Source organism: Hyunsoonleella pacifica (genome assembly GCF_004310335.1).
Taxonomy (GTDB): Bacteria; Bacteroidota; Bacteroidia; order Flavobacteriales; family Flavobacteriaceae; genus Jejuia; species Jejuia pacifica.
Window position 1 is genome coordinate 138,697 of record NZ_SIRS01000003.1, and the last position, 13,934, is coordinate 152,630.

The window sequence follows — 13,934 nt, forward strand, 5'->3', positions numbered from 1 at the left end:
ATATCGTAAAAAAATAGGACTATTTAGTTACTATAATTTAGCAAATTTTTACTGCACTAATTTTTATTACTATACGTTGGCAGATATACCCACGTTAGGGATTGAGGTATTTGTTGAAGCTTCCCGACACAGGAGGGAGCGACTCCCGAAAGCCCGACCCCTTGTGGGTAACCTGCCTGCCGGCAGGCAGGCACCCAAATTACATTAAAACCAAAACCCAACATTAAAGTACCATGCACTATCGTTTTGTTCTGGAGAATAGCTGTATTTTATTTGAATGGGGCCAAAAAAACTATCTATAGCGTATCCTAAAGCGTAACCTCTATAGTCTGGTAGTGTAAACCATTCGCCTGTTTCAAAAATATCATCTTCAATATTTGCCCAGTTCCCCTCTACCGTAAGATGATGTTTATTAAAGATTTCGTAGTCCATACTTAAACCTGCTTTGACATAGCTATTTCCTGTAAGGGCAATAAAATCGTACCCATAAAACGGAATAAAATTATTGATAAGATTATTACCATAACCACCCAGAGCAAAATCTAAAGTTGTAGTAGATTTATCTCCAAATTTAAAACCTCCCCCTGCAGTCCAATTGAGTGAAAGTTTTGGTGCTACTGTTACTGCATAACCAATATTAGCTTTTACTATTGAAAAACTATCAAAATTCTCATTAAAACGTGATGCAAATAAGTATGAGTGTAAATTACCATTAAAATACACGCCTTTCTTTGGAAAATATTTATTGTCGTAAGTATCTAATCTTAAATTACCAAATACGCTAATATAATCTGTTCCTTCAAAGCGAAACTCATCTTCGTTTGTATTAGCAATTGTTTCTGATTTTATTTCTAAGCGTTTATGTTCTGCTCCTAGACTTAGCGCAAAATCTTTCCTAAATAGAGTTTCTAAGTAAAATTGATTGGTTTGATCTTGCAACAACACATCTATTTGATTTAGACCAGTATCCATAGTCTCCGTTTCATCTAGCAATAGTTGCGCACTTATGCCTTTTCTAAATTGGTTATAACGTGAACGCAAACCTACACTCCAATAGAATCCTTTATCAATTAAATACTCAAAATTATAGCGCACATTGTCTCCAAGGATAATATCTAAAGAGGCTACATCATTATTAAAAAGCAATCGCTTTTTTGTAAGATTAATTAATGCTGCACTTTTGTATAAATCGTCGTAATGTCCTCCTAGCTTAATAAATGTTGTTGTTTTACTTTCTCTAACCTCTGCGACCAAATCAAACTCGCTATCGGATGCTAAAGGCTCCAATTTATAATGAAAGGCATCAAAATTGTTTGTTGCTACAACATTATTTACACCATCGACAAAATCAGTATACGCTATTTTTTCTTTTCCTTTTAGTTTTAACTTTCCTAAAATATATGAACGCGTATACTTTTCATTACCACTTATGTAAATATTTTTAATACACAGGCTATCCTTTGGTATTTTATTTATATTTATTTTATCTGTTCTATGTTGATTATATATTACGTTTTGTAAAGCTGTTAATTTATCTAAGGCTGCTTTTTTTCCATTAGCTATAATTTTATTGCCTTCATCAAATGATACTACATTAAAATCTTTAATATCTGGCCGAATATAAATATCGGTTTTACCCGATTTTGTCTTCATATCTTTAATTGTTCTGAAATTATTGATTTGAATAAGTACATCTGGTGCTGATGTTAACTCTTCGCGAGACAGCAATCCATCCTGGACATCCACTCCAATAATTATATCCATCCCTTTAGCTTTCAGCTCATGGATAGGATAGTTGTTTACTACACCTCCATCAATTAAAATTTGATTACCGATTCTTACAGGTTGAAATAACGATGGCAAAGCTCCACTTGCCATGACTGCTTGAGTTAAGTTACCTTGTTCTAGTTGTACTTGTTGCCCGTTTTCAATATTTGTTGCAATACAAAAAAACGGAATAGGTAACTTTTTAAAATCATCTATAGCACTTACATGCAACATTAATTTAGATAACAGATTATAGGTGTTTTGCCCTCTGGAAAGTGCTGAAGGTAGTTTTACTTTAAAATCATCAAAAGGTAATGTAATAGCGTATCGCTCTGAGTTATTACGTTCATAAAATGCCTTGGAGGCTCTTGGTAAATCGTCGCTAATTATTTTATCAAAATCTATACTGTTAAAAATAGAATCTAGTTCTTTTCCGGTGTAACCACTCGCATATAATGACCCCACAATAGCTCCCATACTTGTGCCAGCCACATAATCTACTTTTACCCCCAAACTATCCAACACTTTTAAAGCACCAATATGCGCTAAACCTTTAGCACCACCACCGCTTAACACTAAACCCACTTTGGGTTTTTGGTTTTGTTGTAGAGTGTTTTGGGCTTTCGTGGAAAGGAAAACTAAAAGAATCATGATTAATATGGAAAACTTTAAATTCTCCATATTTTAGTTGCTAAATATATACCGAGTCAAAACATTATTAATAAAAATCAGATCAAATTTGACCGTTCCATAATATTTGTTGTAATTATAAATTATTATCTCGGAATCAAAATTTTTATCAACCGTAGTTCTATTTGGATTTCCAAAAACACTTTTAACATACTCCTTATTTCTTTTGGATTTAATCATCTGATTTAAATCAAACTTAAAAGAACTATCATAATATGCTTCAAGGACATTATATGATTCAATACACTTTTTTAATTTCTTTTTGTTCTTTGGAAATTCTCCCAACAAGAATAAAGGAGTTTCGGTGTACTTTTGAAAAATAATGTCGTAATCCTTACAATTTTTATTATCCTTTCCTGAAAAAACTTGAATCATTCTTACATCATTAAAGAACTTTTCAACAATACTATTTATTGAGACGTTATCACACTTAGAAATTACTGTACCATCTAATTTATAGAAATTACAATCTTGAGAATACGAATTTAGAGATACTAAAACTATTAAACTTACTATTAAACTCTTAATCATATCTACAATTTTATTTGTTATTTGTTATTTTTCATTTCTCATGATAATAACTATAAACCTTTTCCGCCCGAGACACACCAACCACACCTTCCAACTCATCTAACTTAGCATGTGCCACACGTTTGGCTGATTTAAAATGCTTTAATAATTCCACCACTGTTTTTTCGCCAATACCTGGAATAGTTTCCAATTCTGTATTTAATGCATTTTTACTGCGCCTATTGCGATGATGTTCTATACCAAAACGATGGGCTTCATTTCGCAATTGCTGTATTATTTTTAATGTTTCACTTTTTTTGTCCAGATATAATGGAATAGGATCGTTTGGATAAAATAATTCTTCCAATCGTTTTGCAATACCTATAATGGCAATTTTTCCTCTTAAACCCAATAGATCTAAACTTTTTAATGCTGATGACAACTGCCCTTTTCCGCCATCTATTATAATTAACTGCGGTAGTGGTTGATCTTCTTCAAGCAAACGCTTGTAACGCCTATGTACCACTTCTTCCATAGATGCAAAATCATCGGTACCTTCTACTGTTTTTATATTAAAATGGCGGTAATCTTTTTTACTTGGCTTCCCATTTTTAAATACCACACATGCTGCCACTGGATTTGTTCCTTGTATATTAGAATTATCAAAACATTCAATATGTCTCGGCTCTTCATTCAGTCTTAAATCAGCTTTCATCTGTGCCATAATACGGTTGGCATGTCTATCAGGATCTACAATTTTCATTTGCTTAAAACGCTCCATCCTATAATACTTTGCATTTCGTAAAGACAAATCCACAATATGTTTTTTATCGCCTAGTTTAGGCACCGTTACCTTAACATCTTCTCCTAAATCTATCTTAAAAGGCACATAGATTTCTTTTGAATTAGAATTGAATCGTTGCCTGATTTCAGTAACAGCTAATCCTAAAAGTTCTTCATCAGTTTCATCTAACTTCTTTTTTATCTCTAAGGTATGAGAACGAATTATAGAACCATAAGATAACTGTAAAAAATTAACGTAACCATAACTTTCATCACTCGTAATAGAGAATACATCTACATTACTAATCTTTGGATTTACTATGGTAGACTTTGCTTGATAGTTTTCTAAGACTTCAATCTTTTCTTTTATTTTTTGAGCTTCTTCAAACTGCATATTTTCAGCAAAAGCCTTCATTTGGTCTTTAAACTGAGACAAAGAATCTTTAAAATTTCCTTTTATAATCTGCTTTATCGCTTTTATATTACCGTGATATTCTTCTTCTGTTTCTAGTCCTTCACAAGGGCCTTTACAATTTCCCAAATGGTATTCTAAACACACTTTATACTTGCCCGCCTCTACTTTTTCTTTACTTAAATTATAATTGCAAGTTCTTAACGCATACAACCCCTTTATTAAATCCAGCAACGTTCTTACGGTTTTCATACTGGTATATGGCCCAAAATATTCACTCCCATCTTTAAATACACGTCGGGTAGAAAATACTCTGGGAAAGCGTTCATTCTTCACACAAATCCACGGGTAAGATTTGTCGTCTTTTAACATGACATTGTAACGCGGTTGGTATTTTTTTATGAGATTATTTTCTAGAAGTAATGCATCGGTTTCAGTCTCAACCACAATATGTTTAATTCTAGCTATTTTTTTTACTAAAACTCTCGTTTTCCCATATTCATGATTTTTAGTAAAATAAGAACTAACCCGTTTCTTTAAATTTTTAGCTTTCCCTACATAGATTAGCGTATTATCTTTATCATAATACTGATAAACTCCAGGTTGATTTGGCAAGGTTTTTAGCTGTATTTCTAAGTTAGGGGTATCCATATCTGTAAAGGTATATTAAATCATGAAAACCTAAAAAATTCCTTATCGTTTTTGTTATCTTGCAACTGCAATATCTTTTGAAACAAATTGAACATAGTTATACTCTCTAGAAACGCAAACTTATACTCTACCAACAGACTTGTTGAAGAAGGAGAACATCGTGGGCATGTCATGGAGGTAATTGACCCTCTAAAATGTGATATCATTATTGAAAAAGAAAAGCCTACTATTTTTTACAAAGACCGCTATTTGGATTATGTAGATGCTATTATCCCCAGAATTGGTGCTTCTGTTACCTTCTTTGGATGCGCTGTAGTACGCCAGTTTGAAATGATGAATGTATTTACTTCGGTAACTTCTGATGCTATTATTCGCTCTCGTGATAAGTTGCGTAGTTTTCAAAGACTCTCAAAGGCTGGTATTGGTATGCCCAAAACCGTGTTTACTAATTATTCTCGTGATGTTGAAAAAGTACTATCTCATGTTGGTGGTACACCTGTAATTATAAAACTTTTAGAAGGCACACAAGGCTTAGGTGTTGTTTTAGCCGAAACTAAAAATGCTGCAGAATCTGTTCTAGAAGCCTTTAATGGATTACAAGCCAGAGCCTTAATACAAGAATATATTGGCGAGGCTAAAGGTGCAGATTTACGTGCTTTAGTTGTTGACGGACATGTAGTTGGCGCAATGAAACGCCAAGGAAAGGAAGGAGAATTTCGCTCTAATTTACATCGTGGAGGATCTGCAGAGATAGTAAAACTTACCGAAGCAGAATTAAAAGTAGCCATGAAAGCATCTCGCGCCTTAAAGCTTCCTGTTTGTGGTGTAGATATGTTACAATCTAATCGTGGGCCTTTACTATTAGAGGTAAATTCTACTCCCGGGCTTGAAGGCATAGAAGGTGCCACAGGTAAAAATATAGCTAGGAGTATTATAACATATATTGAAAGAAATAGACATTAGCATCCAAATTCCAAACAATAAAATATCAAAATCCAAAAAAGTAACTCTTAATGACTGTAGAAAAAACACCTTTAATTATTCTAGGTACTGAAGTACACCCTGGAGAAACTAAAGAAGTTAATTTTGATGTTGCTAATCTGCATACAGCATCTCCTGTAAATGTTCCCGTAATTATTAGTCGATCTAAAAAAGAAGGACCAACACTTTTATTTACAGCAGGAATTCATGGCGATGAAGTAAACGGTGTTGAAATTATAAGGCAGCTTATTGCTAAAGGCATTAACCAACCTAAAATTGGAACCATTATTTGTATGCCAGTCATTAATATTTTTGGGTTTATTAATTTAAAGCGAGAGTTTCCTGATGGCAGAGACTTAAACCGTGTTTTCCCCGGTAGCACCAACGGTTCGTTAGCAAGTCGTGTAGCGTATAAATTAATACATGAAGTAGTACCTCATGCAGATTTGATTATAGATTTTCATACTGGAGGCTCCGGTAGATTTAATGCACCTCAGCTTAGATATACCAAAGACCAAAAACATCTTAATGAATTAGCTGAAGTTTTTGGAGCTCCTTTTGTATTGTATTCAAAAAACCTAACCAAATCCTTTAGAACCACATGTTCTAAACTAGGTAAAGATTTATTGCTTTTTGAAGGCGGAAAATCATTTCATATCGATGATGTTGTAACCAACTCTGGCGTAAATGGCTCCAAAAGGGTATTGAAACATTTAGGAATGCTTAAAACGGTTTTTAAATCTTCTAAACCTAAAAAGAAATGCGTTTTTATAGAAGACAGCAAGTGGCAACGGGCTAAATATTCTGGAATGTTTAAAGCCTCAATACCTGTAGGATCTGAGGTTAAAAAAGATGATATTATCGGCAATATTACTGATCCTTATGGAAAGTTTAACTACTTTGTAAGAGCGCAAAATTCTGGTTTTGTTATTAATGTGAATGAATTGCCGATTGTATACCAAGGCGATGCATTATTTCATATTAGCACCAAACTCAATGGCAAGTAATATGACCAAAAAAGAACTTCGAAAAACATATAAAACACGTCGTCAAGAACTTACAGAACATCAAATTGAAGACTACAGCATTGCTATTGCAAATCAATTATTAACATTACCTATTTGGGACTACTCCTTTTATCATATCTTTTTATCTATTGAAGAACAAAAGGAGGTTAATACAGATTATATATTGAATATCCTTTCAGGAAAGGATAAAAACATTGTAATTTCCAAAAGTGATTTTAAAACAAATACGCTTACTCATTTCTTATTGACTGACAATACAATCATCAAAAAAAACAACTATAACATTCCTGAACCTATTGACGGTATAGAAATTTCAACTAACAAAATTGATGTGGTTTTTATACCTCTCTTAGCTTTTGACAAACAAGGGAATCGTGTTGGGTATGGGAAAGGCTTTTATGATGGTTTTTTAGGTAACTGTAATCCTGAAACTATAAAAATCGGATTATCTTTTTTTGAAGCCGTAGATGAGATTAATGATGTTTTTGATAGAGATATTGGATTAGATTATTGTGTGATACCTTTTGAAATATTTTCGTTTAAATGATGTATTTCATCGATTAAATGCATAAATATTTTTAACATATGTTAATTTTATGTTATGTTTACGGGAATTATTGTCAAACTCTCACATAATACAGACAATGTTACTGAACCAATTAACTAGCAAAACAGTAGACGAAATTGATATCGGCTACTGGGAATATAAAGACACTGAAGAATTATTATGGTCAAAGGCTTTTTTATCGAGTCTTAAGTATTCTGAACAAGACGTAAAAATTAGCTTAAAGTTCTTCTTAAACCATATAATTCATAAGGAAGATCACGATCTATTCAGAAATAATTTTTTTAGTCTCATAAAAAATGGCACTGATTTTAGACAAAGTATGCTTCTAAAATCTGTAAAAGGTAAATACAAAGAGTTTGTATGTACAACAAATAATAATGTTTCTTTGAAGTATCATGGAAATTCCAAATTCATTTTTTTTAACAAAAGAAAATTTAAAACAAATAAGAAAGTAACTAAGAACAAATTCTATTACAAAGAAACTGCTGAAATGACAAAAACAGGAAGTTGGTATATAGACTTTGTAAAACAAAAAAGTTACTGGGACCAGCAAACAAGGAGAATTTTAGAATATCCTGAAGATTACATCCCTTCATTAAAAAATTCTGCTAAGTACTATCCAAGAGAATATAAAAAACTAGCACAAAGTACATTTGTTGAATGTGCTGTAGAAGGCAAGAAATTTGATGTTCAAATTAAAATGCTGACCAAAAATAATCGCGCTTTTTGGGTAAGGGCTATGGGAAAACCAGTTTTTAATGAACTTAAAAACATAATAGGCATAAGAGGTGTTTTCCAAGATATAGATGCCTCAAAAGCTAAAGAGCTAAGTTTACAAAGAACATCAAACATCATAGCTTCTCAAAACAAAAGACTTTTTAATTTTGCTCATATCGTATCTCATAACCTTAGATCTCACACAAGTAATCTTACACTTATTTCTGAATTAATAGATACTTATGAAAGCTGTGAAGAGAAGCTAACTTTAATTGAAAATGTTAAAGATATTGCTCTTAGCTTAAATGAAACTATAGAGCATCTTAATGAAGTTGTAACCATACAAACCAGTACTAATAAGAGCAAATCTTTAGTTTATTTTGATGATGTACTCAATCAGGTGGTTAACTCTATAGGACAGATTATTGCTAAAGAGAATACAACTATAAACACTAATTTTTCTGAGTTAGAGGCTATACAATACATTCCTGCTTATTTAGAAAGCATTCTCTTAAATCTTATTACTAACGCTATTAAATACAAGCACCCTGAGCGTAACCCTGTAATTACCATAAAATCTAAAATTAATGACACTAAAAAAATTCTTGAAATCACAGATAATGGTTTAGGAATAGACATGAATAAATTTGGAGACAAAGTTTTTGGTATGTACAAAACATTCCACTACAATAAAGATGCTACTGGCATAGGTCTATTTATAACCAAAAATCAGGTTGAAGCTTTAAATGGCCAAATTTCTGTTTCTAGTGAAGTTAATGAAGGTAGTACTTTTAAAATTGAATTTTAGTTTATGACACCCTCAAAAGTAAAGCTTGCTTGTATTATAGATGACGATAGTATATACATCAATCTACTCAAGAAAATCATTCAAACAAAAAAACTATGCTCTGACCTAATTATCTTTAATAATGGGCAACAAAGCATAAACTATTTTGAAGACAAATTAAGGGATTCTGAATATAACAACATTCCTGAAATTATATTTTTAGATTTAAACATGCCTATTATGGATGGTTGGGAATTTTTAAAAAAGTTTAAATTAATTAAAAACAAGCTTAAAAAGGAGGTTTCGTTATATGTGGTTAGCTCTTCTATAAATCCTGCGGATATAAGTAAAGCAAAATCATTCCCAGAAGTATATGATTATTTATCAAAGCCTGTACATATTAAGGATTTGGAAGCTATTTTTTCAAAAACTATTTAAAATAGTCTAATAATATACAGGGGTGCTTTTTTCATACCAAAACAAATTATAGATATCAATCTCTTTTAGCAAAAGCCCGCTTATTAAACACAATTAGCATTATAAATCCTGTACTAATTGCCATATCTGCTATGTTAAAAACAGGCTCAAAAAAGGTAAAGAATTTACCACCATACTTTGGTATCCATTCTGGAAGATAGCCTTTATACATGGGAAAATATAGCATATCTACTACTTTACCATGTAATAAAGTATCATAACCACCTTCTTCTGGTAAAAAACTTGCTATTTGGTTGAGACTATCATCAAATAAAACACCATAGAACACCGAATCTATTATATTACCTAAAGCTCCTGCAAAAATTAAAGCTATGGCACAAATTAAAATTTTTGAACTTCTTTTTTTAGTGGCCGAAAACAGCCAATATCCAATACCAAAAATAGCGACAACTCTAAATAAAGTTAAACAGGTTTTGGCAGTTCTATCAGATATATTTGGAATAATATCACTAATGCGTGTACCCCAAGCCATTCCCTCGTTTTCAATAAAATAAATTTTAAACCATGAAAACACCTCCACACTTTCATGAAGTGTAAAATGTGTTTTAATATATATTTTACTTATTTGATCTATCAGTAAAATTATAATTACTAATAGAATGGATTTTTTTAAAGACATATCATAAAATAGATTCCTGCTTACAAAAGAATAGCAAACAACATTAAACAAGAAACGTCAATTTCCATTTACGAAACTGACGTTTTAGTTTATGAGATTCCTTTTTACAAAGGAATTTATTATTTCTGCATATTTTTTGCTTCAATACTCAATGTAGCATGCGGCACTAATTCTAATCGCTTTTTGTTAATAAGCTTACCTGTTACACGACATACGCCATAAGTTTTATTTTCAATCCTGATTAATGCATTTTTTAAATCGCGAATAAACTTTTCCTGACGTATTGCTAATTGAGAATTAGATTCTTTACTCATAACAGCACTACCTTCATCAAACGCCTTAAATGTTGGAGACGTATCATCTGTACCATTGTTATGATCGTTCATATAAGCACTTTTAATTAACTCTAAGTCATGTTGTGCTTTTTCTATTTTTTCTTGTATTAGTGTTTTGAACTCTGCCAATTCACTATCTGAATATCTTACTGTATTTGAAGCCATAGGTTTAATGTTTTGTAATAAATAATTTGGTATTTACATCATCAAAAGCAATATCAATACCATTATTTATTTGTTCAATTATTTCAAGTTCTTCGGTTAATGTTTCAGTTTTTATGTATTCTATGTTGGAATCTACAGCTTGTTTTAACTGTGCATCCTGTTGTAATTTTACATCAATTCTATCTGTTACTTCAAATCCAGAATCCTTTCTTAAATTCTGAATACGATTTACCAATTCTCTAGCTATTCCTTCTTGTTTTAAATCATCAGTAATGGTAACATCAAGTGCTACTGTTAGCACGCCTTCGTTTGCTACTAACCAACCCTCAATATCCTGAGAAGTTATTTCCACATCTTCGAGTCCTAATGTAATATTTTTTCCGTTTATTTCAACATCAAAACTTCCATTTTGCTCTATTTTGTTGATATCTTCAGCATTAAAGTTCATAATTACTCCAGCAATAGCCTTCATATCTTTACCAAAACGAGGTCCTAGAACTTTAAAATTTGGTTTTATTTGTTTTACTAATATATCTGAAGCGTCTTCTAACAACTCTATTTCCTTAACATTTACCTCATGCTTAATTAAGTTAGACACCGCTAATATCTCTTCTTTTTGCTGTGCATTATCAATTGGAATCATGATTTTTTGAAGTGGCTGCCTCACTTTTATCTTCTCCTTAGCTCTCAACGATAATACTAACGAAGATATTGTTTGCGCTGCTTCCATTTTACGTTCCAAACTTTTATCTACAAACACTTCATCATACACAGGAAAATCTGATAGATGTACACTTTCAAAAGCTTCTTTTTGGGTTACTGCATTCAAATCTAAATACAACTTATCCATAAAGAATGGTGCAATTGGTGCACCTAACTTTGCAATAGTAATCATGCAAGTATATAAGGTTTGATATGCCGAAATTTTATCGGTTTGGTAATCGCCTTTCCAGAAACGTCTTCTACTTAAACGTACATACCAATTGCTTAAATAATCTTGTGTAAAATCTGAAATTGCACGAGCCGCTTTCGTAGGCTCATAATCTGCATAATAGGCATCTACTTTCTGAATCAATGTATGCAATTCTGATAGGATCCAACGGTCTAATTCTGGACGCTCTTCTAAACTAATATCTGCTTCAGCATAACTAAATTTATCCAAATTGGTATATAAACTGAAGAACGAATAGGTATTATAAAGTGTTCCGAAAAACTTACGTTTTACTTCTTCTACACCTTCTAAATCAAACTTTAAATTATCCCAAGGATTTGCATTGGAAATCATATACCAACGTGTAGCATCTGCTCCATAAGTTCCCAAAGTTTCAAAAGGATCTACTGCATTTCCTAGACGTTTGGACATTTTTTGCCCGTTTTTATCTAAAACCAGTCCATTTGATACTACATTTTTATAGGCAATAGAATCAAACACCATAGTTCCTATTGCATGCAATGTATAGAACCATCCTCTTGTTTGATCTACACCTTCGGCAATAAAATTTGCTGGGAATGTAGTGCCTTTATCGATAAAATCAGCATTTTCGAATGGATAATGCCATTGTGCATAAGGCATAGAACCAGAATCAAACCATACATCAATTAAATCACTTTCACGTTTCATTGGTTGTCCTGATGGCGATAACAAAGTAATTTCATCAACAATATTCTTGTGTAAATCTAACTTTGCATAGTTCTCGTCAGCATTATTCCCTACTTCAAAATCTGCAAAAATGTCTTTTTCTAAGACACCAGCTTCAACAGCTTTAGCCATTTCTGCTTTTAATTCTTCAACTGAACCAATACATAGTTCTTCTTTACCATCTTCTGTTCGCCAAATTGGTAATGGAATACCCCAGTAACGCGAACGAGATAAATTCCAATCGTTAGCATTTGCTAACCAATTACCAAAACGTCCTTCTCCTGTACTTTTAGGTTTCCAATTAATGGTATTATTTAACTCATGCATTCTATCCTTTACATCAGTAACTTTTATAAACCAAGAATCTAACGGATAATATAAAATAGGCTTATCAGTACGCCAGCAATTTGGATAACTATGCTTGTATTTTTCTACCTTAAAGGCTTTGTTTTCTTCTTTTAATTTAATGGCAATCTCAACATCAACAGAGCGTTCTGGAGCTTCTCCTTCAGCATAATATTCATTCTTTACATATTTACCTGCTAATTCTTTTAATTCTGGACGAAACTTACCTTGTAAATCTACTAACGGCACTAAATTTCCGTTTTCATCTTTTACTAACATTGGTGGCACCTCTGGTGTAGCTTGTTTTGCTACCAAGGCGTCATCTGCACCAAAGGTAGGCGCTGTGTGTACTATTCCTGTACCATCTTCTGTTGTAACGAAATCTCCAGATATTACTCTAAAGGCATGTTCTGGATTATCATTTGGAAGTGCGTATGGTAATAATTGCTCGTACGTAATGCCCACTAAATCTTTACCTACAAATTCCTTAACTACATAAAACGGAATTTTTTTATCTCCAGATGTATAGTTTAATAATTCTGATTTTTCTTCAACCTGAATAAACTTACCTGAGAACTGGTAATTAACTAACTTTTTTGCTAAAACTACATTGATAGGCTCAAACGTGTATTGATTATAAGTTTCAACCAAAACATAATCAATCTTAGGTCCTACAGTAAGTGCTGTGTTACTTGGCAACGTCCAAGGCGTAGTGGTCCAAGCTAAAAAGTAAATATCTCCTTCATTCTGTAAAAACTCAGGAAGCGATTCTGGTTTTGCTTTAAACTGTGCTACAATTGTTGTATCGGTTACATCTTGATACGTTCCTGGTTGATTTAACTCATGCGAACTTAATCCTGTACCTGCTTTTGGTGAGTAAGGCTGGATAGTATATCCTTTGTACAACAATTTTTTGTCATATATCTGTTTTAACAACCACCAAACGGATTCCATGTATTTTGGTTCGTAGGTAATGTACGGATCATCCATATCTACCCAATAGCCCATTTTCTCTGTAAGATCGTTCCAAACATCGGTATACTTCATTACCGCTTTTCTACATGCTGCATTATAATCTTCAACAGAAATTGTTTTACCTATATCTTCCTTTGTAATTCCAAGTTCTTTTTCAACACCAAGTTCAATTGGCAAACCATGGGTATCCCAACCCGCTTTACGCTTTACTTGGTAACCTTTCATAGTTTTATAACGTGGAAAAATATCTTTGATAGCACGTGCTAAAACATGATGTACTCCAGGAAGTCCGTTTGCAGATGGAGGTCCTTCGTAAAACACATAAGGTTCGTTGCCTTCTCTTGTGGTTACGCTTTTTTCAAAAACATTATTTTCTTTCCAATAGTTTAGAATTTCTTCTGCTACTTTTGGCAAGTCAAGTCCTTTATATTCAGCAAATTTCGTGCTCATTTATGTGCAATTCT

General features: G+C 32.5%; 11 protein-coding genes. 5 read left to right on the forward strand and 6 right to left on the reverse strand.

Annotated features, from left to right (window positions below; translation table 11 throughout):
* Nucleotides 1–204: 204 nt before the first annotated feature.
* From EYD46_RS06965 to uvrC, 3 genes are read right to left on the reverse strand one after another with little or no spacing between them, the layout of a single operon-like run.
* Entirely contained in the window at nucleotides 205–2,448 is a 2,244-nt protein-coding gene (locus EYD46_RS06965) for a patatin-like phospholipase family protein (RefSeq protein WP_130936362.1), read from the reverse strand.
* Between the two features lie 3 nt (nucleotides 2,449–2,451).
* A complete protein-coding gene (locus EYD46_RS06970) occupies nucleotides 2,452–2,988 on the reverse strand; it encodes a hypothetical protein (RefSeq protein ID WP_130936363.1) in 537 nt (178 codons plus the stop codon).
* 31 nt (nucleotides 2,989–3,019) lie between these two features.
* Nucleotides 3,020–4,813, reverse strand: a complete 1,794-nt coding sequence (gene uvrC / locus EYD46_RS06975) for an excinuclease ABC subunit UvrC (RefSeq protein ID WP_130936364.1) — start codon at nucleotides 4,811–4,813, stop codon at nucleotides 3,020–3,022.
* An 87-nt stretch (nucleotides 4,814–4,900) separates the two neighbouring features.
* Here uvrC and rimK point away from each other — a divergent pair, with 87 nt between their 5' ends.
* The 5 genes from rimK to EYD46_RS07000 all read left to right on the forward strand — a co-directional run bounded on the left by rimK (nucleotide 4,901) and on the right by EYD46_RS07000 (nucleotide 9,332).
* Complete coding sequence (rimK, locus tag EYD46_RS06980; protein WP_130936365.1) at nucleotides 4,901–5,776, forward strand: 30S ribosomal protein S6--L-glutamate ligase; 876 nt, start codon at nucleotides 4,901–4,903, stop codon at nucleotides 5,774–5,776.
* A 50-nt stretch (nucleotides 5,777–5,826) separates the two neighbouring features.
* On the forward strand, nucleotides 5,827–6,801 hold the full coding sequence (locus EYD46_RS06985; RefSeq protein ID WP_130936366.1) for a succinylglutamate desuccinylase/aspartoacylase family protein: 975 nt from the start codon (nucleotides 5,827–5,829) through the stop codon (nucleotides 6,799–6,801).
* A 1-nt stretch (nucleotide 6,802) separates the two neighbouring features.
* Nucleotides 6,803–7,369, forward strand: coding sequence for a 5-formyltetrahydrofolate cyclo-ligase (locus EYD46_RS06990; protein WP_130936777.1), 567 nt, complete (start codon nucleotides 6,803–6,805; stop codon nucleotides 7,367–7,369).
* 97 nt (nucleotides 7,370–7,466) lie between these two features.
* Nucleotides 7,467–8,915, forward strand: a complete 1,449-nt coding sequence (locus tag EYD46_RS06995) for a PAS domain-containing sensor histidine kinase (protein ID WP_130936367.1) — start codon at nucleotides 7,467–7,469, stop codon at nucleotides 8,913–8,915.
* A gap of 3 nt (nucleotides 8,916–8,918) precedes the next feature.
* Nucleotides 8,919–9,332 carry a response regulator gene (locus tag EYD46_RS07000; protein WP_130936368.1) on the forward strand — a complete coding sequence of 138 codons (414 nt, stop codon included), beginning with the start codon at nucleotides 8,919–8,921 and terminating at the stop codon, nucleotides 9,330–9,332.
* 55 nt (nucleotides 9,333–9,387) lie between these two features.
* Here EYD46_RS07000 and EYD46_RS07005 read toward each other — a convergent pair whose 3' ends face one another.
* The 3 genes from EYD46_RS07005 to ileS form a co-directional block, all read right to left on the reverse strand.
* Nucleotides 9,388–10,011 (reverse strand): lipoprotein signal peptidase, encoded by a 624-nt coding sequence (locus EYD46_RS07005; RefSeq protein ID WP_130936369.1) that lies wholly within the window; start codon nucleotides 10,009–10,011, stop codon nucleotides 9,388–9,390.
* Nucleotides 10,012–10,130: 119 nt separating this feature from the next.
* A complete protein-coding gene (locus EYD46_RS07010; protein WP_130936370.1) occupies nucleotides 10,131–10,511 on the reverse strand; it encodes a TraR/DksA family transcriptional regulator in 381 nt (126 codons plus the stop codon).
* Between the two features lie 4 nt (nucleotides 10,512–10,515).
* Nucleotides 10,516–13,920, reverse strand: coding sequence for an isoleucine--tRNA ligase (ileS, locus tag EYD46_RS07015; RefSeq protein ID WP_130936371.1), 3,405 nt, complete (start codon nucleotides 13,918–13,920; stop codon nucleotides 10,516–10,518).
* Nucleotides 13,921–13,934 lie beyond the last annotated feature (14 nt).

Bases quoted from the DNA above. Each gene is read 5' to 3' on its own strand.
- EYD46_RS06965 (WP_130936362.1), bottom strand. From the start codon at position 2,448: ATGGAGAATTTAAAGTTTTCCATATTAATCATGATTCTTTTAGTTTTC.
- EYD46_RS06970 (WP_130936363.1), bottom strand. From the start codon at position 2,988: ATGATTAAGAGTTTAATAGTAAGTTTAATAGTTTTAGTATCTCTAAAT.
- uvrC (WP_130936364.1), bottom strand. From the start codon at position 4,813: ATGGATACCCCTAACTTAGAAATACAGCTAAAAACCTTGCCAAATCAA.
- EYD46_RS06985 (WP_130936366.1), top strand. From the start codon at position 5,827: ATGACTGTAGAAAAAACACCTTTAATTATTCTAGGTACTGAAGTACAC.
- EYD46_RS06990 (WP_130936777.1), top strand. From the start codon at position 6,803: ATGACCAAAAAAGAACTTCGAAAAACATATAAAACACGTCGTCAAGAA.
- EYD46_RS06995 (WP_130936367.1), top strand. From the start codon at position 7,467: ATGTTACTGAACCAATTAACTAGCAAAACAGTAGACGAAATTGATATC.
- EYD46_RS07000 (WP_130936368.1), top strand. From the start codon at position 8,919: ATGACACCCTCAAAAGTAAAGCTTGCTTGTATTATAGATGACGATAGT.
- EYD46_RS07005 (WP_130936369.1), bottom strand. From the start codon at position 10,011: ATGTCTTTAAAAAAATCCATTCTATTAGTAATTATAATTTTACTGATA.
- EYD46_RS07010 (WP_130936370.1), bottom strand. From the start codon at position 10,511: ATGGCTTCAAATACAGTAAGATATTCAGATAGTGAATTGGCAGAGTTC.
- ileS (WP_130936371.1), bottom strand. From the start codon at position 13,920: ATGAGCACGAAATTTGCTGAATATAAAGGACTTGACTTGCCAAAAGTA.